Source organism: Bacillus sp. T-10(2022) (assembly GCF_056502895.1).
Genome location: NZ_CP113518.1, coordinates 974,111 through 990,303 on the forward strand (window position 1 = coordinate 974,111; position 16,193 = coordinate 990,303).

The 16,193-nt window shown below is 38.9% G+C and carries 18 protein-coding genes; 15 read left to right on the plus strand and 3 right to left on the minus strand.

Annotated features, from left to right (window positions below; translation table 11 throughout):
- The first annotated feature begins 148 nt into the window (after positions 1-148).
- Both OSJ91_RS04750 and OSJ91_RS04755 read left to right on the plus strand, forming a co-directional pair.
- Positions 149-1,153 (plus strand): phosphotransferase enzyme family protein, encoded by a 1,005-nt coding sequence (locus OSJ91_RS04750; protein WP_485891108.1) that lies wholly within the window; start codon positions 149-151, stop codon positions 1,151-1,153.
- Positions 1,154-1,164: 11 nt separating this feature from the next.
- Positions 1,165-1,680 (plus strand): GNAT family N-acetyltransferase, encoded by a 516-nt coding sequence (locus OSJ91_RS04755; RefSeq protein WP_485891109.1) that lies wholly within the window; start codon positions 1,165-1,167, stop codon positions 1,678-1,680.
- Between the two features lie 92 nt (positions 1,681-1,772).
- Here OSJ91_RS04755 and OSJ91_RS04760 read toward each other — a convergent pair whose 3' ends face one another.
- Positions 1,773-2,570, minus strand: a complete 798-nt coding sequence (locus tag OSJ91_RS04760; protein ID WP_350301428.1) for a peptidoglycan-binding protein — start codon at positions 2,568-2,570, stop codon at positions 1,773-1,775.
- Between the two features lie 292 nt (positions 2,571-2,862).
- Between OSJ91_RS04760 and OSJ91_RS04765 the strand changes: the two genes are divergently transcribed.
- From OSJ91_RS04765 to OSJ91_RS04800, 8 genes are all read left to right on the plus strand, one after another.
- Positions 2,863-3,513 (plus strand): HAD family hydrolase, encoded by a 651-nt coding sequence (locus OSJ91_RS04765; RefSeq protein ID WP_350302797.1) that lies wholly within the window; start codon positions 2,863-2,865, stop codon positions 3,511-3,513.
- A gap of 110 nt (positions 3,514-3,623) precedes the next feature.
- Positions 3,624-4,118 carry a GNAT family N-acetyltransferase gene (locus tag OSJ91_RS04770; protein WP_350301429.1) on the plus strand — a complete coding sequence of 165 codons (495 nt, stop codon included), beginning with the start codon at positions 3,624-3,626 and terminating at the stop codon, positions 4,116-4,118.
- A gap of 49 nt (positions 4,119-4,167) precedes the next feature.
- Positions 4,168-4,401, plus strand: a complete 234-nt coding sequence (locus OSJ91_RS04775) for a hypothetical protein (RefSeq protein WP_413015766.1) — start codon at positions 4,168-4,170, stop codon at positions 4,399-4,401.
- Between the two features lie 346 nt (positions 4,402-4,747).
- Positions 4,748-5,680, plus strand: a complete 933-nt coding sequence (locus OSJ91_RS04780) for an ABC transporter ATP-binding protein (RefSeq protein ID WP_485891110.1) — start codon at positions 4,748-4,750, stop codon at positions 5,678-5,680.
- On the plus strand, positions 5,677-6,636 hold the full coding sequence (locus OSJ91_RS04785) for an ABC transporter permease (protein ID WP_350301432.1): 960 nt from the start codon (positions 5,677-5,679) through the stop codon (positions 6,634-6,636). The genes OSJ91_RS04780 and OSJ91_RS04785 overlap by 4 nt, the downstream gene beginning before the upstream one ends.
- Before the next feature lie 287 nt (positions 6,637-6,923).
- Positions 6,924-7,466 carry a hypothetical protein gene (locus OSJ91_RS04790; RefSeq protein WP_485891111.1) on the plus strand — a complete coding sequence of 181 codons (543 nt, stop codon included), beginning with the start codon at positions 6,924-6,926 and terminating at the stop codon, positions 7,464-7,466.
- Between the two features lie 161 nt (positions 7,467-7,627).
- Positions 7,628-7,849 (plus strand): hypothetical protein, encoded by a 222-nt coding sequence (locus OSJ91_RS04795; protein WP_350301434.1) that lies wholly within the window; start codon positions 7,628-7,630, stop codon positions 7,847-7,849.
- A gap of 621 nt (positions 7,850-8,470) precedes the next feature.
- Complete coding sequence (locus OSJ91_RS04800; RefSeq protein ID WP_063235873.1) at positions 8,471-8,674, plus strand: zinc ribbon domain-containing protein; 204 nt, start codon at positions 8,471-8,473, stop codon at positions 8,672-8,674.
- A gap of 65 nt (positions 8,675-8,739) precedes the next feature.
- Here the strand turns inward: OSJ91_RS04800 and OSJ91_RS04805 are convergent, their stop codons facing one another.
- Positions 8,740-9,606 carry a LysR family transcriptional regulator gene (locus OSJ91_RS04805; protein WP_350301435.1) on the minus strand — a complete coding sequence of 289 codons (867 nt, stop codon included), beginning with the start codon at positions 9,604-9,606 and terminating at the stop codon, positions 8,740-8,742.
- 136 nt (positions 9,607-9,742) lie between these two features.
- On the opposite strand from OSJ91_RS04805, the gene OSJ91_RS04810 reads away from it, so the two are divergent.
- Positions 9,743-10,876 (plus strand): NADH-dependent flavin oxidoreductase, encoded by a 1,134-nt coding sequence (locus tag OSJ91_RS04810; RefSeq protein WP_485891112.1) that lies wholly within the window; start codon positions 9,743-9,745, stop codon positions 10,874-10,876.
- A gap of 43 nt (positions 10,877-10,919) precedes the next feature.
- Positions 10,920-11,816 (plus strand): DMT family transporter, encoded by an 897-nt coding sequence (locus OSJ91_RS04815; RefSeq protein WP_350301437.1) that lies wholly within the window; start codon positions 10,920-10,922, stop codon positions 11,814-11,816.
- Positions 11,817-11,840: 24 nt separating this feature from the next.
- On the opposite strand, the gene OSJ91_RS04820 is transcribed toward OSJ91_RS04815, so the two are convergent.
- A complete protein-coding gene (locus OSJ91_RS04820; RefSeq protein WP_350301438.1) occupies positions 11,841-13,331 on the minus strand; it encodes a LysM peptidoglycan-binding domain-containing protein in 1,491 nt (496 codons plus the stop codon).
- 352 nt (positions 13,332-13,683) lie between these two features.
- Between OSJ91_RS04820 and OSJ91_RS04825 the strand changes: the two genes are divergently transcribed.
- From OSJ91_RS04825 to OSJ91_RS04835, 3 genes are all read left to right on the plus strand, one after another.
- Positions 13,684-14,193 carry a DinB family protein gene (locus OSJ91_RS04825; protein WP_350301439.1) on the plus strand — a complete coding sequence of 170 codons (510 nt, stop codon included), beginning with the start codon at positions 13,684-13,686 and terminating at the stop codon, positions 14,191-14,193.
- Between the two features lie 282 nt (positions 14,194-14,475).
- Entirely contained in the window at positions 14,476-15,507 is a 1,032-nt protein-coding gene (gene desA / locus OSJ91_RS04830) for a Delta(5) desaturase DesA (RefSeq protein ID WP_350301440.1), read from the plus strand.
- Between the two features lie 93 nt (positions 15,508-15,600).
- Entirely contained in the window at positions 15,601-16,146 is a 546-nt protein-coding gene (locus OSJ91_RS04835; RefSeq protein WP_350301441.1) for a response regulator, read from the plus strand.
- The last annotated feature ends 47 nt before the right edge of the window (positions 16,147-16,193 follow it).

Below are 16,193 nucleotides of genomic sequence, written 5' to 3' on the forward strand. Positions count from 1 at the left end.
ATAACTTATTATGCAACAGCTTTACCTTTAAATTTTAAAAAAACAATAATATACAAATAAAGGGAAAAGACATCTTGGTATCGTATAAAGCATAGTATAAATCGTTTTTATTAATAAGTTAGCAATATCAATATTGGGAGTGAGAATCATGGAAGCAGCGGTAGAAAGGATTTTTTCTAATGAATTGGTGAAATTGGCTGGAGATTTTTTTCAAGTGAATGCGGGGAATCCGGTTAAACTTGGAGATGCAGAGAACTACGTATTTGAGGTTTACAGGGATGGAACGCCATACATCTTAAGAATGACACATCAATCACATCGTACAAAAGTTCAAGTGCTTGCAGAGTTAAAGTGGATTGAGTATTTACAAAATAATGGTAGTGAAATTCCTAAAGTTCTCTTTTCGAAAGATAATAACTTAGTTGAAATTGTAAAGGGCTCGGATGGTACGGAATTTTATTGTTGCCTGTTTGAAAAAGCTCCTGGTGTAAGAATGAAAGTCACCGATGAAAATTTCAACGAACCTTTATTTTTTGAATGGGGAAGAACCATTGGCCAAATGCATAAACAAACTAAAAGTTATAAGCCAGAAGCGAAATATAAAAGGCTGGATTGGTATGAAGAGGAATTATTGAATGTCCAGCTCTATCAATCCGATGTACCGGAGCAAGTGATCCGCCAACAAGAAGTAATCAAGCAGAAATTAAATGCCCTTCCCGTTCATCAAGCTAATTTTGGCTTGATTCATTCTGATATACATAACGGCAATTTCCATTATCATGAGGGGAGGATTCATGTTTTTGACTTTGATGACTGTTCTTATCACTGGTTTGCCAGCGATTTGGCGATCCCTCTGTACTATCTGATGTGGAGTTTGGAACGTGAAGGGATAAAAGGGCTCGATGAATATGCTGCCAAGTTCATGAGGGAATTCATAAAAGGGTATGAGACGGAAAATCTCCTGGCACCTGTGGAATACGAAACGATTCCTCTATTTTTAAAGCTAAGGGATTTAACGTTATATAACTTTTTTCATAAAAAGTATGATTTGAAGAATGCGGATCGTTCATTATCCAACACCGTTCAAAAAATCGAACAAAGAATCATGGAAGGCCGAACTATTGTTCACTTCAATCCGAACATGGTTCATTAAGGGGGATTGGCATGTCAGGTGCATATATGATCCGGACTGGTGTATTGGAAGATGCGGAAGCCGTTTTGGATGTACAGAATTCCGTCATTTCCGAAGGCGAGTATTTTATTACGGTATCGGAGGAGTTCAATAAAACACCAGAACAACAAAGAGATTGGATACGAAGGTTATTGGAAAATGAACGGGAAACCATCATCGTGGCCGATATGAATGATGAAGTGGTTGGATGGATAGCATTTCAAGCGGAAAATAGGAAGAGAATGTCCCACAAGGGCTCATTTGGGGTGATGATCAGAAAAAATTTCAGAGGGATGGGAATTGGAAAAGAGCTTATTGAAGCGTTATTGGATTGGGCAGAAGCCAATCCGTTGATTGAAAAGGTGAGTTTAGGAGTTTTTTCAACAAATCATCGGGCAATATCACTGTATAAAAGGCTGGGGTTTATTGAAGAGGGCCGTAAAATAAAGGAATTCAAGATGAGTGAAAATGAATACGTTGATGATATTATCATGTACAAGTTGGTTTGATCAGACCGAAAGAGCATGAATGGATTCAATACATGCTCTTTCGGTTTTGTTATGTATCTATTTTTATAGTAAAACGATATTTATGTCATGCATTATTTAATTACTCTTACCTTCACTTGCTTTCTTCCCCACGTTAAAGCATCCGCTTCTTTCGCGATGAAGACATCGATTCTGTTTCCTTTGATCGCACCGCCCGTGTCTGCAGCGATGGCTTGTCCATAGCCTTCGACTTCAACGATGGAGCCTAGCGGAATCACGTTCGGATCGACTGCAATCAGTTTGGCATCATCATATTTTTCTAAATCGACGCCCATTCTTGTAGTGCCTGAACATCCCTCGCAGCTCGCTGTATATGCTGTACTTGTTACCGTCAGTTCTTTAACGGCTGAGCTTGCCGAACTGGCTCTTTCTTCTAATTTACTTAAGGTCCGTGCACCGGCTATACCGTCAGCGGATAATCCCTTTTGCTTTTGAAAGTTGATAACGGCTTGCTTTGTACCTGATCCATAAATACCATCGACCGTTGATGAGTAAACATCCCAGGCTTTCAATAGCCTTTGCAGTTCAGCTACAGGTCTTCCCATATCCCCGCTTTTCAGGACCTGTATTTTCTGATTCGTTTGTGTTCCTGATATTCCATCGACTTTAAGCCCTGATTTTTCCTGAAACTTCTTTACGGATTCCTTTGTAATCGGTCCGTAGTAACCTGTTGCTTCATGATAGGGAAAAACCCCTTTTGTCAGTAATAATTCTTGTAATTCTTTAACATCACTATTACTCATTCCAAATGAAAGTGTGCGATCCTTCGCTGCGGCTTCGCCTTTAGTTGGCATGCAAACTCCTAGAATGAATACAGAAGCCGTTAGGATCGTTAATAAAATTTTCTTCATGTTTATCCTCCTCGTTGTTTCCTGCAATTAAACCATTCGTTAAACTATCACTCTTTTAGGCGCAGTTAAGTAAAAACACCGCGAAGGCACTAAGTAATTGTTAAAACATGTAACAGAAAGAAAAGAAATGAGGCGGAGATCGGGTTACCTTATCCTTATTAATTAGCGAATTCTGGAAAAGGGTCAGGCTTCATAGAAACGAACGGAACCGTTTGGTTGAACAGGGGCTTTCATTCATGTACGTTTAAGTTAATAGAAATTCTATTTTAAGATTAAAGGAGGAAATTATTTGATTAAGGCAGTTATTTTCGACTTTGATGGTTTGATTTTAGACACGGAAACGGCTTGGTATGAGGCTTATAAGGAAACGATGGCTTTTTATGAATCTGATTTGCCTCTCGAACATTTTGTTACATGTATCGGAACTGATAATACTGAACTTAATCAGTACTTCAAAGATCGGTTGGGGGAAGGGTGTAATATTGAAGAAATTGAATCCAGAGCAAAAAGCCTCCATGAAGTAAAGATGAAAACATCACAGGCACGTGAAGGTGTAAAGGATTATTTAGAAGAAGCAAAAAAAAATGGATATAAAATTGCCCTTGCTTCAAGCTCGACAAAAGAGTGGGTCACTCATCATTTGGGGGAACTCGGACTGTTACACTATTTTGAAGTTATTATCACAGGGGATGAAGTAGAAAAAGTAAAACCAGCGCCTGATTTGTATGTAAAGGCAATTGAAGTTCTGGGCATTCAGCAGACAGAAGCCGTAGCATTTGAAGATTCGTTAAATGGGCTTCAAGCGGCCCTGACTGCTGGTTTAAAATGTGTGATCGTTCCTAATCCCGTGACGGAAGCTTTAGCTTTTGAAAATCATCATTTACGCCTCCGTTCCATGGTGGATAAGAGCTTGTCTGACGTCATAAAACATATTGAACAATAAGCGTTCGAAGGAAAGTATAGTATGATAAAGGAATGAAACCGCGCCGAAGATGGCAGAGTCTTCGGTTTTTCTGGTTTTAAAAGTTATATTTTGGTGGGGAGGGTGAGTTTATGGGATTGCGTTTCAATGACGAAGGAGTCCGGCTGCGGAAGGTCAAGGAGAGTGATCTTCCTATCTTTTTCGAGCAGCAATTGGATCCTGCCGCAAACTATATGGCTGCTTTCACATCTAAAGATCCATCAGACAAGGCGGCTTTTTTGACACACTGGAAGAACATCTTATCGAACCAGGATATTCAAAAAATGACCATAATCCACAACGAATGTGTTGCGGGCAGCATTCTCAAGTTTGAACAGTTTGGTAACCCGGAAGTGAGTTATTGGATCGGGAAGCAATATTGGGGGAAAGGAATCGCTACAGATGCACTGCTCCATTTTTTGCCGAAACTAAAAGTCCGTCCTGTTTATGCCCGCGCAGCCAAGGATAATCTTGGTTCCCTCAGGGTGCTAGAGAAATGCGGATTTGAAAGATTCGATGAAGACAAAGGATATTCTCATGCAAGAGGCAAAGAGGTTGAAGAATTCATTTTGAAACTTGAAAGTTAAGATAATAATAACAATATCGTTTAGCCTATGAGGAAACGGGTGACATACAATGGGATATAAGATTTTTTCCATCATTTTTATTTTATGCGGTCTTTTTGTAATGTGGTTCGCCATTTTTGGCAAAAAGAAAGAGATCAAAGAGATAGGCATACCAACGAATTTCATCGATGTAATATTAATGATGATATATAAGCTTTTACCTTCCATTATTAGAAAAATCCTTCTTTTTGCATTGGGTCTTGCCATTTCTATCGGATTTACTTATATATTGTTTAAGTTATGAAAAATTTTACTTATTAGATAAAATAATCCTGAAACTTTATTCTTGCGGAATCGTATTAAATGGTAACGATATATAGGAGTTGTTGCTATTTCGAAGAAAAAAAAGTAATGGCGTGTTTATGATAATGGGAATTATGGGGGCGGGAAGTTGACGTCGACGCAGGACTTGATGTTATTTCAAAATAAGGTCAAGGACAGGAAAATATAAAATTCAACTCTATTGATTACAGCTGATTCAAGGGGTGTTTATATCCAAATAGAAGAATATCAGTATAGTAATAATATGCATAATATGGTAATGTTGAATTTGTGTTATTTTGGAAAATATAAAAAAAGGAAGGTATTATATGTCTGAATCGGTTCTTAAGGTTCAATCCTTAACTAAAAAAATTGGAAAAGCAACCATCGTAGACAATGTCAGCTTTGAAATAAAAAGCAATGAAATATTTGGTTTGCTTGGTCCGAATGGAGCTGGTAAGACCACGATCATCCGTATGATCACAGGTCTCATCAATCGTACGGGCGGTACTGTCATGATCAATGGCAGTGACCTCGATAATGATTTCGAAGGTGCAATGAATCAATTGGGGGCCATTGTTGAAAATCCGGAGTTTTATAAGTACATGACAGGCAGAAAGAATATCCTGCATTATGCCCGAATGTCATCCAATGACATATCCAATGAGAGAATAGAAGAGGTCATTAAGCTTGTCAAACTGGATCATGCCATCGATAAGAAGGTTAAAACATATTCATTAGGCATGCGTCAGCGCCTTGGAGTGGCACAGGCCATTTTACATAAACCGTCGTTATTGATTTTTGATGAACCGACGAATGGCTTGGATCCGCAAGGGATTCGCGAGTTTCGTGATTATTTGAAAGTACTGGCAAGTGAAGGCGTCGGGATATTGATTTCTTCACATTTACTATCGGAGATGCAATTGATGTGTGATAGTTTTGCCGTTATCGAAAAGGGAAAATTGATACATACGAAAGAACATATTGTTGATGAAAAAACCGAAACGATCAATGAAGTTTCATTCACTGTCAGTGATGGGAAGCTAGCTAAAACAATCCTTCAAGAACAGTTTGCGGATATTGCGATTCTCAAATATAATGCGAAGACAATCTCCGTATCGGCCACCCGAGAACAAACGGCCGAGATAAACAGGAGTTTTAATGTAAATGAACTGGATGTCTTTGAAATTGGCATTACGAGAAAATCGCTGGAAGATAAATTCTTTGAAATCACTGAGCAGGAAATGAGGGAGTCTGTATGATGTCCTTAGTGAAAAATGAATGGATGAAAATCTTTTCAAAAGTATCAACTTATATATTCATCGCTTTTCTATTATTGGCAGCATTAGGGGCTGCAGTCATCGATTATAAACTAAGTCCCGAAGAAACGAGTAAAGATTGGAAGCAAGAATTAAAGGCAGATATACAAGAACAGCAAAAGGCATTGGAATCCACTAAAATCAGTGAAGATGAAAAAGCCGTGATTATGGAAGAGATTAATCACAACAAGCAACTGTTGGCTGATAATATAAACCCTGACTTAAACACGAATTGGACCTATATGGCGGAATGGACTACATCATTAACATCATTTGTCACTTTATTCGTCGTCATTGTTTGCAGCTCGCTCGTTTCCTCGGAATTTTCGGATGGCACCATCAAACAACTGTTGATCAGGCCTTATAAACGTTGGAAGATCCTACTTTCCAAATATATTACTTCCCTGTTATTTGCAGCGTTACTACTTGCGAGCCTGCTTATATTCAGTTATCTAATCGGAATCATATTCTTTGGCAATGGCTCGTATTCAGACAAAATTCTAGATCCTGCATCTTTCGCTGAATTCAGTCCGGTTGTAGTTGGCGACTATTTCGTGGACATGATCGTTTACTGGATACCAGGATTCCTAGTCATCACGACCATCGCTTTCATGTTAAGCACATTATTTAAAAACCAAGCACTTGCAGTAGGTATATCCATTTTCATCCTATTTGCTTCCTCGACATTAAATATGGTTATTCAATCATTCATCGGAAAATACGAGTGGTTAAAGTTCGTCTTATTCCCTCATCTCGATTTAAGGGGCTATATTTCAGGAACCATAGAAATGTTCGATGGAGCTACACTTGGATTCTCGATGGGGGTACTCGGCATCTATTATCTTATCTTTTTAGCGCTAACTTTCTTCTTCTTCCAGAAAAAAGATATCACTAATTAAATAATCCTAACCGGAAAAACCGAAATCAGTGGCTGATTTCGGTTTTTCTTATGTAATAGGAATGTTGCTACTTAGAATCTGGCATAAAGTGAAACCTTTATCCAAAATTATCCGTATAAGATAATATGAGGATATTCAGTTGTGTAATAGTGGTGCAGAATGACTAGGGAAGCCCAATAATTCGGCCTACACACCGATAATTTCGACCTGCGCGAGAATAATCCAGACTACGTTGAATAATTCGACCTATGCGAAAATAAACCGATAGAGATGGAGCAGATTTAAAGATGGGGAAAATGCATTATAAACGAAAGTTAGTCATTGTACTTATTATTATTGGAACAGCATTAGGTTTCTATGTGTACTCGGCATTCTCTCAAAAATTGACAAAATCAACAGATTTGTCTGATGAATCCATCGGGGGATTTAAAGTGTTGGATAACATATCGAGTCCAGAATTCATTAGGGAATATGGAGAACCCATCGATCAAGATAATAATAATGCTTATGATTATTATTATTGGAAAGGCGGGTTAAAAACGGCCTCTATCAATACAGACGAGGATAAAGGGAAAATCATGAGGTTGATCATTTCAAGTACGGACGACGACACATTTGAAAACTCCCTTCAAACAAGCAAAGGCATTAAATTAGGAAGTAAGAAAGCGGAAGTCCTTTCGAAGTACGGAGATCATTATTATAAAAGTTATGAACAGGGAGCCGATATTATCGGTTACATTGACCATAAACGAAATATTACCTTAGAATTTTGGTGTGTTCCAGGTGGAAGGGTTGCAGAAATACGATTGGATGATGCAGATGTCATTTAATGATTTCAAAAACGGAAAACCTAAAGATGATATTGATTATACTAATCATGGGAATGCGAAGCAACATCCTAAAGTATCACATAGACATAAATTTACTAACGGAAAAAGAGGTAAATGGTATTGAAATTAAAATTAGGAAATGAAGATGAGGTGAGTAATAAATGACATTAGCTGAGCTAACAGAAAGATTATTAAATGGTGAAGAATTTGTTTTTAATTTCCAAGATAATGAATACTGGATAAGCCAAAATGAAGGTCTTTTTTTCCTAACCTTGGTTAGTGAGAGTTTTTCTCAAGAGTATAAAAGTGTATTTGATTTAATCGAAGAAGGCACATTAAATTCTATACCATTTAAAGTGGCGTTTAAAGATATAGACCTTTGATTACTCATATAAAATAAGAAGAAATATCATAATGCAGGATAAAACAGCCTGTCACTACTCTAGCTTTGTAAAATACTAATAGATTTGAAGAAATCTTTGTGGAATGGGATTTTCTACAGAGCTTTTCTTTTTTTGAGGAAGACAGTTTCTACCTGCGGAGGGACCAAATATATAATAATAAGAAAAACACCCCTTTTACATGGGGAGGTCCATATTAAAGAATTTGGCCGTTTAAGTAAATAAGAAAGCGATGCGATAAATAATATGTTCATAAAAAATTTCATCTATCATTACATCATTTATCCGATCATATTCGTTGGGGTATATGTTTTATTTGCTATTTTTAAGCTTGATGATACCCCCGTTCCTATAAGTGATGCTATGCATATGATTTTAATCTATTATTTTGCAATTAGTGTGTATAATGCTTTGCCTACCATAAAATCTAACCGTAATAAAAAAGGTAGCCAATAAAAACAGTACTCAATGGAATTTACATATTTTTGCATGAATTCCGAAACCATTTATCCAGGTTATCCGTATATGTAATTGTGTACGGTGCTGGGAAGCTCCGGTATTTATCAGCATTTATCATTTTAATAATTTGGGAGATGAAGGATCATGAGCGAAAAGGGATGTATGAAATGCGGAAGCAATGATGCGGCTAAGAAGGATGTAGCCATGACAGGAACAGGGTTGTCAAAAATGTTCGATGTCCAGAATAATCAATTTACTGTTGTGTATTGCAAGCAGTGCGGTTATTCGGAGTTTTATAATAAGCAATCATCTGCAGGCAGTAATCTGCTGGATTTATTCTTTGGATGATCACTGGCACGGAAAGAATCCCCTTTTTCATGAAAAGGGGATTCTTGTTTTTTTCGTAATGCCCATTACCAGATGAAGTGGTCTTGAACGACTTTTGTAAATTCCTTTGCTGCTGGTGATAGGTGTTTAGATGATTTCATGACCAATCCTATCTCCCGGGAAAGTTCCGGGTTCAAGGGCAGGCTTTTGATGCGTTCGGGTTTTTCCGGTAAAGCCAGGTCGGGCATAATCGTGATGCCTAATTTTCCTGCTACCATTGAGAGCACCGTTTGATTGTCTTTAATGTCGTATGAAATGTTTGGTTTTATCTTGGCTTCCAGGAATCTATCTTCTATAAGAGTTTCACAGCCGGATCGCAGCATGATGAATGGTTGACCAACGAAGTCTTCTAGGTTCAATGAGGTTTTCCCTGAAAGCGAATGGCCTTCGTATACGACAGCTGATAGAGGATCATTTAGCAGAGGGATGAATTCCACGTTCTTTACTGGTTTTGCTGCAAAGCCGATGTCCACTGTTCCTTCTTCGATCCATTTTAAGATTTCCTCATATCCACCTTCATGAATCAGCAAATCGATATTAGGGTATTTTTCTTTAAAGATAGAGAATAGCTGCGGTATGAATCTGGCAGTGAAGCTTGGAAAACTGCCGATCGTTATTTTACCGATTTCCATTCCATTCACAGCTGCAATCTTTTGTTCGATATGTGCAAGGTTGGCAGCGATGTCCCGCATATGTGGAATTACTTGTTCTCCCGCAGTCGTGAGAGTAATACCTTTTCGGTCACGCTTCAATAAAGTCACACCAAGTTCCGTTTCAAGTGCTGTAATGTTATGGCTCACGCCTGATTGAGTCAGTCCGATCCGGTCTCCCGCTTTCGTAAAACTTCCGTGTTCAACAACATGTAAAAAGACTTCCAGTTGAAAAAAATTCAAATGCCCCACACCCTTCTTCTAATGAATTATACATGAGAAACTCTAATCCAAGTAATGAAAAACATTCATTTTACTTATGATGTGGTCGAGAATACAATAAAATTACAAAAATAAAATACGAATGGGTGATGGGAAAATGATGAAACGAAAATACGGGCAAATTTTTTCACCGTACACGCTTTCTAATGGAACGGTTCTTAAAAACAGGATTGTAGTTGCCCCGATGACCACTTATTCAGGTCAAGAGGATGGCTTGGTTTCTGACGAGGAATTAGCTTACTATAAAAGAAGGGCAGATGGACCTGCGTTGTTCATTACTGCCGCTGCCGCCATTTCCCCTGTTGCGACAAGCTTTCCCCGGCAAATGAAAGTATATGATGAACAAAGCATAGCTGGACTCACAGAGCTTTCAAAAGCAATCAAATCCAAAGGTGCAAAAGCCATTCTCCAGCTTCATCATGGCGGAAGCGAGAGCCTTCCAAGCTGTACGGGCGGAGAAAAAATGGTTAGTCCGAGCGGAATCATTGCAAGCGTTTATAAAGAAAAGGGCGGGGAGTACATTCCAAGGTCAATGAGCCACACTGAGATTCTATACACTATTCAAGACTTTGGAAGAGCAACACGCCATGCCATTCGTTCAGGATTCGACGGCGTGGAAATCCATGGAGCGAATGGATATCTCATTCAGCAGTTTTTCTCACCCCACTCTAACAGACGGAGAGATCATTGGGGAGGGAGTTTGGAGAATAGAATGCATTTTCCACTTGCCGTCATCGCGGAGGTGAAGCGAATCCGTGATCTATACGCAGACAAGGAATTCGTTATTGGATATCGCTTCTCCCCCGAGGAACCGGAAGAAGGCGGATTGAAAATGGATGATACAGCTGCGTTGGTAGATAAATTGGCAACCCAAGGGCTTTCCTATTTACATCTTTCTGTTAAAAATGTCTGGTCCATGCCTAGAAGCGGATTGAACAAGGGGTTAACAAGGAGCGAAATTTTCCGCGATGTCATAGCTGGCAGGACCAGTTTCATATCTCTTGGATCGATTCATACTCCAGAGGAAGCAAATGCTGTGCTTGAGAAAAATATACCGCTTTTCGCATTAGGAAGAGAATTACTGATGGAACCGGACTGGGCCGCCAAAATACAGGAAGGCAGGGAAGACGAGATCATGACAGCCTTGCCGCGTGATAGCAGGTGTAAATTAAGTATTCCGGATCAAATGTGGTCAAATATCATTACTCGTGACGGCATGCCCGAGAAATGATAGTATGAATGTAAAAAATGGAAATTTTATGAGGGGAAATTAAATGAATAAAATAGCACTTCTTCAACTGTCTCTAGCAATGACAATCTTTGGTTCTGTCGGTTTCTTTTCAGAACTATCAGGACTACCCGCATTGGAACTGGTTTTTGTTCGCTGCATTTGTGCTGCCATATTCTTATGTGCAGCCTGGATGATTACCGGACATTTCAAGAACGAAATTTGGAATGGCAGGGAGGTAATGCTCATCATTTTCTGCGCGGTGGCCAACTTGTTAAACTGGATATTCCTCTTTAAATCTTTTGAGCTGATATCGGTGACAATCGCCATTTCGCTTTATCATTTAGCGCCGATCCTTGTACTCATTATAGGGAGCCTCATCTTTAGGGAGAAAATGAATGTATTCTCCATCTTGGCCATTTCCCTTTGCTTCATTGGCACATTACTCATTATGGGAACAGATGGATTTCGATCATCATCTCCTGAATGGGAAGGCATCATGTATGGAATCATTGCTGCCTTTTTCTATGCGGCAACCATGCTTTTAGGAAAGAGCATTACAAAGACCAGTGTATATGCGACCACATTTCTGCAAATGTTCATTGGATTTCTATTACTGATTCCTTTTGTCGATTATTCCGTATATACAACTTTAAATTCTTCCGAATGGTTTTATACGGTGCTTACCGGCATCATCCATACAGGCGTCGTGTATTTGCTGTTTTTTAATAGTATTCGCCATTTGCCTACAAATGTAGTATCTTTCATGATTTTTGTCGATCCGGCAGTTGCCATCCTTTTGGATATTCTGCTTTCAGGATTTAAACCGGACGGTATTCAAGTTCTCGGTATTTCCTTGATATTTATTGGGGTAGTCTATTCACTTAAGACGACTAGACCGACTGAAAATGAAGTCATGCAGAAAAGGCCGCACACAATGTGAGGCCTTTTTCCTTTATGCATTTACCTATTGATTAAAATGATAGACATCCCATATGTCAGGGGTTTCTGATCCAATGTACCAAGCAGCTGCACCGCCTAGATGATTTTGTTTTACCAGGTCAATACGGAGCTTCATCGATTTTTTATCCTCTATCCAAATTTGATGCTTTTTCCCTTTGGAAGTATACTCCACGTAATTTTGTTGAGTCTTTTTATCCCATACCTTTTTAAGTTTATGAGATGAAATGATATTGTTGACCTCAGCCATGGTACGGTCATGACTTTTCACTTTTTTGGTCGACAAATCGGTCACCCATTCTCTCGTATAAAATGGTACAGCCAATATGATCTTATGAGCAGGTACTTCTTTCATTAAAAGCTTGGTTCCTTCTTTGATCCAAGGTAACGAGGAAACGGACCCGGCTACTGGGCTCCCTCCCCAATGCTCGTCATAACCCATTATGATTATATAGTCCGCTATTTTGCCAAGTGCTTTCCTATCTAGGCTTTTTGACCAATAAGGGTCGTCATTTTCTCGGGTGACATCCACAGACACTTTAATTCCATGCGGTTTTAGTGCCTTTTTTAGTTCGCCAATGAAAAGTACAAAGTCCTTCTTATTTTTGGGGTCGATGTTTTCGAAATCTACATTTATTCCATCACTTTTCGTTTTAACAAGTGAATCGCGTAAAGCTGAAACTAATTTCTGGCGTTTTTTGGTATTGCCTAGTACTGAATCAGTTAAAACAGGGTCAAATTTATTCCCGATAAGCTGCCAAACTTGTTTTCCTTGTTTATGGGCAGCTTGGATGTATTTTGTATCTACAGAAACGGAAACGTAATTACCGGTATCCGTCAGCGTATAAGAACGGGGAGATACTACATTCAAATTGGGGTGTTTAAGTTGCTGGGTATAGCTTTCTTTTGATCCATTATGCTTCCAGCCCATGACGATACGGTTTTGCGCCTTTTTTTGAAGCTGGGATTTCTTTATCCAGCCCTTTTTTCCGCCAAGCAATTGAACCTGGTAGTAATAATCCGGAACCTTCAATTTTTGGCCAACTTTAAGGGTAACCGTATGTAAGTTATTTAATTTCGTCAAATCACTTGTTGTTACCTTGTATTTATTAGAGATCTTCCACAATGTATCTCCTGATACAACCTTATGGATCTTATATTTCTGGGGGATCTTCAGGTTTTGGCCAACAGTTATTTCGGAAGAGGTTAATTTATTTACTTTTTGCAGCTCACTTACTGAAACACCATATTGATTTGCCACTTTCCATAATGTGTTTCCAGGCTTCACTTTATGAATGATAGGACCTGCGGAATCCCCAACGGAAGAAGAAATGACGGGAAACGCCTCGCCCTTTTTTAAGGTCTTTAATAGGGTAGAACCTAATTTAGGAGAACTAAAAACTTTTGTATTGTCCACTTTAACAGAACCTATGGATTGGTTTTTACTTGAAGAATGACCACTGATTGGAAAGAGACACATACAAAGAAGGCTTAACATAATAAAACATCCAAAGAATTTTTTCACAATTATTTTATTCCCCTTTGTAAAATTTAACTTTACTAGTTTACTATGGAGAATAGCTTTAAAATAGAGGTACATTGTGGAAAGGCATTTCTAACCTTCGTGTGGGTTGAATTAATCCGTTCGTGGGTCGAATTATTTCACTGAAGGACGAATTAATCCGTTCATGGGTCGAATTATTTCACTGAAGGACGAATTAATCCGTTCATGGGTCGAATTATTTCACTGAAGGACGAATTAATCCGTTCGTGGGTCGAATTATTTCACTGAAGGACGAATTATTCCGTATGAAGGACAATTGATTCGTAAGTAGAAGGGGAGAGTTAATATGTCACATTTTGCATTACAGTTTTATGGTTTTAACGTATGGGCAAATAATCAGATTTTCAACCGCTTAAAAGAGATTCCAAAGGATGTTTACCATCAAGAAGTTCAAAGTGTGTTTTCATCGATATCGAGTGTGATGGCCCATGTGTATCTTTCCGATCTGGGTTGGGTGGAGGTTTTTTCCGGTAAAAGCATGAACCATGCGTTGGAGCTGGCAGAACAACTGAAGGAACAAACAGAGTCAAAGGAATTGGAGGAAATGGAGGCCATGTTTTTTGAGTTGTCCGGGCGGTACAAATCGCTGCTTAGCCAAAAAGAAAATTTAGATAAGCCTCTTATAATTGAGAATCCAGCTGGCGGTCAAATGAAAACAAGTGTTGCCGAATTGGTTCCGCATGTCGTGAATCATGGAACATATCATCGCGGCAATATCACAGCCATGTTGCGCCAAATGGGATATGCCTCTACTTCGACGGATTATGGTCTTTATTTGTTTTTAAAAGGGGAGTAACTGGATTTCAATTGCTAACTGCCGGGACTGTTAGCCTGACATTGAAAAATTGGCAGTCCTGTTCTTAAAGTGAGGCCACCTGTCATTTTGAAGATAATGAAATCCTATAAATGTGAACAGGTTAACCGGTTTTTACTGGTTGACCTTTTTTACGTTTGCAGCTGGAAATGACTTGTACATGACATTTGTCATCTTCTAGTCATGACACCTGGTACTAATAATTTCAGGTTGATTTCTTTATACTATGTAATAACGACAAATAAAAGGAAGTGCAATTGAATAATGACCTTGCAAAATACGAAATCCTTGAAAAAACAAATTGCTCCTTTTGAACAATCAACGACAAAGCAAAGTATATGGCAGATCATCAATACCTTGGGGCCATTCATTATTTTATGGTACCTGGCATATATAAGTCTTTCCGTTTCTTATTGGTTAGCTTTAATACCAGCTGTGATTGCTGCTGGCTTCTTGACAAGAATATTCATCATTTTTCATGATTGTACGCATCATTCGTTTTTCAAAAGCCGCCGTGCGAATAGAATAGTCGGGACTATCATGGGTGTTTTGACTTTATTCCCGTTTGATCAATGGGGACATGAGCATTCGGTGCATCACGCAACAAGCGGTAATTTGGATAAGCGGGGTACAGGGGATATTTGGACCCTTACTGTCGATGAGTATTTGGCTGCACCGTTTAAACTTCGTTTTGCCTATCGTTTTTATCGCAATCCATTGGTTATGTTTGGTTTGGGACCAATTTATGTATTCCTTCTTAAAAATAGATTTAACCGTAAAGGTGCTAGAAAGAAGGAAAAAAATAATACGTATTTGACGAATGCATTAATCGTCGTTTTAGCGGCATTGCTTTGCCTTGCAGTAGGCTGGCAGTCGTTCCTTCTGGTACAAGGTTCCATTTTCATGATTTCTGGTTCAGTCGGCATTTGGCTGTTTTACGTCCAGCATACATTTGAGGACTCTTATTTTGAAGAAAATGAGGAGTGGGAATATGTATTGGCAGCAGTGGAAGGAAGTTCTTTTTATAAGCTTCCAAAACTGATGCAGTTCCTTACTGGTAATATCGGTTACCATCATGTTCACCATTTAAGTCCAAGGGTACCTAACTATAAATTGGAAATGGCGCACAATAATACGCAGCCTTTAGAGAACGTTCCAACGATTACTCTTGCGACAAGCTTGCGCTCACTCCGTTTCCGTTTATGGGATGAGGAATCCAAGAATTTTGTCGGTTTCAAAGATATAAAATATTTAACGAAAAAAAGTGTTCCCGCTCAAGTGAAATCTGAACTGTAACGTTCATGTATCATTCCAGACTCCCTTAATAATCCTCGGATTTGGGGGAGTCTTTGCTTCATATAAGGAACTCGATAAAGGAGAGAACTTAAAATGATTCGAATTGTCATTGCAGAGAATCAGCAAATGCTGTTAGAGGCAATAAGTTCTCTACTCAATCTTGAAGAAGATATAGAAATTGTCGGGCAAGCGGGTAATGGAGAAGAAGCGGTGGCTCTTGTACACCAATTACAGCCTGATGTGTGTATCATGGATATGGAGATGCCTGTAATGAGCGGACTTGAGGCAGCAGAAGCATTAAGGTCAATTGAATGTAAAGTGGTCATTTTAACGACATTCCGAAGGACTGGTTATTTTCAACTCGCAATAAAGGCTAATGTAAGTGGTTATTTATTGAAGGATAGCCCGGGTGAAGAGTTAGCTTGCTCGATTCGCAGCATAATGGATGGCAAGCGAATATATTCCCCAGATCTTATAGATGAGTCTTCCAGCAATAATGGCCGGGATATGGGAGTGTTAGGTTTGTTAGCCGATGGTCAATCAAAAATTGAGCCGTCTAATCAGCAAAGCGGCACAATTGGGACAGTAAGGAAATATTTTTCCACCATCAAGGATAAAATGAAGTTACCGGCAGGTTAGATTTGTTACTTAATTCTGTTGACACGTTTTTTTAAATTGTGTACGAT

Bases quoted from the DNA above. Each gene is read 5' to 3' on its own strand.
- OSJ91_RS04750 (WP_485891108.1), top strand. From the start codon at position 149: ATGGAAGCAGCGGTAGAAAGGATTTTTTCTAATGAATTGGTGAAATTG.
- OSJ91_RS04755 (WP_485891109.1), top strand. From the start codon at position 1,165: ATGTCAGGTGCATATATGATCCGGACTGGTGTATTGGAAGATGCGGAA.
- OSJ91_RS04760 (WP_350301428.1), bottom strand. From the start codon at position 2,570: ATGAAGAAAATTTTATTAACGATCCTAACGGCTTCTGTATTCATTCTA.
- OSJ91_RS04770 (WP_350301429.1), top strand. From the start codon at position 3,624: ATGGGATTGCGTTTCAATGACGAAGGAGTCCGGCTGCGGAAGGTCAAG.
- OSJ91_RS04775 (WP_413015766.1), top strand. From the start codon at position 4,168: ATGGGATATAAGATTTTTTCCATCATTTTTATTTTATGCGGTCTTTTT.
- OSJ91_RS04780 (WP_485891110.1), top strand. From the start codon at position 4,748: ATGTCTGAATCGGTTCTTAAGGTTCAATCCTTAACTAAAAAAATTGGA.
- OSJ91_RS04785 (WP_350301432.1), top strand. From the start codon at position 5,677: ATGATGTCCTTAGTGAAAAATGAATGGATGAAAATCTTTTCAAAAGTA.
- OSJ91_RS04790 (WP_485891111.1), top strand. From the start codon at position 6,924: ATGGGGAAAATGCATTATAAACGAAAGTTAGTCATTGTACTTATTATT.
- OSJ91_RS04795 (WP_350301434.1), top strand. From the start codon at position 7,628: ATGACATTAGCTGAGCTAACAGAAAGATTATTAAATGGTGAAGAATTT.
- OSJ91_RS04800 (WP_063235873.1), top strand. From the start codon at position 8,471: ATGAGCGAAAAGGGATGTATGAAATGCGGAAGCAATGATGCGGCTAAG.
- OSJ91_RS04810 (WP_485891112.1), top strand. From the start codon at position 9,743: ATGATGAAACGAAAATACGGGCAAATTTTTTCACCGTACACGCTTTCT.
- OSJ91_RS04815 (WP_350301437.1), top strand. From the start codon at position 10,920: ATGAATAAAATAGCACTTCTTCAACTGTCTCTAGCAATGACAATCTTT.
- OSJ91_RS04820 (WP_350301438.1), bottom strand. From the start codon at position 13,331: ATGTTAAGCCTTCTTTGTATGTGTCTCTTTCCAATCAGTGGTCATTCT.
- OSJ91_RS04825 (WP_350301439.1), top strand. From the start codon at position 13,684: ATGTCACATTTTGCATTACAGTTTTATGGTTTTAACGTATGGGCAAAT.
- desA (WP_350301440.1), top strand. From the start codon at position 14,476: ATGACCTTGCAAAATACGAAATCCTTGAAAAAACAAATTGCTCCTTTT.
- OSJ91_RS04835 (WP_350301441.1), top strand. From the start codon at position 15,601: ATGATTCGAATTGTCATTGCAGAGAATCAGCAAATGCTGTTAGAGGCA.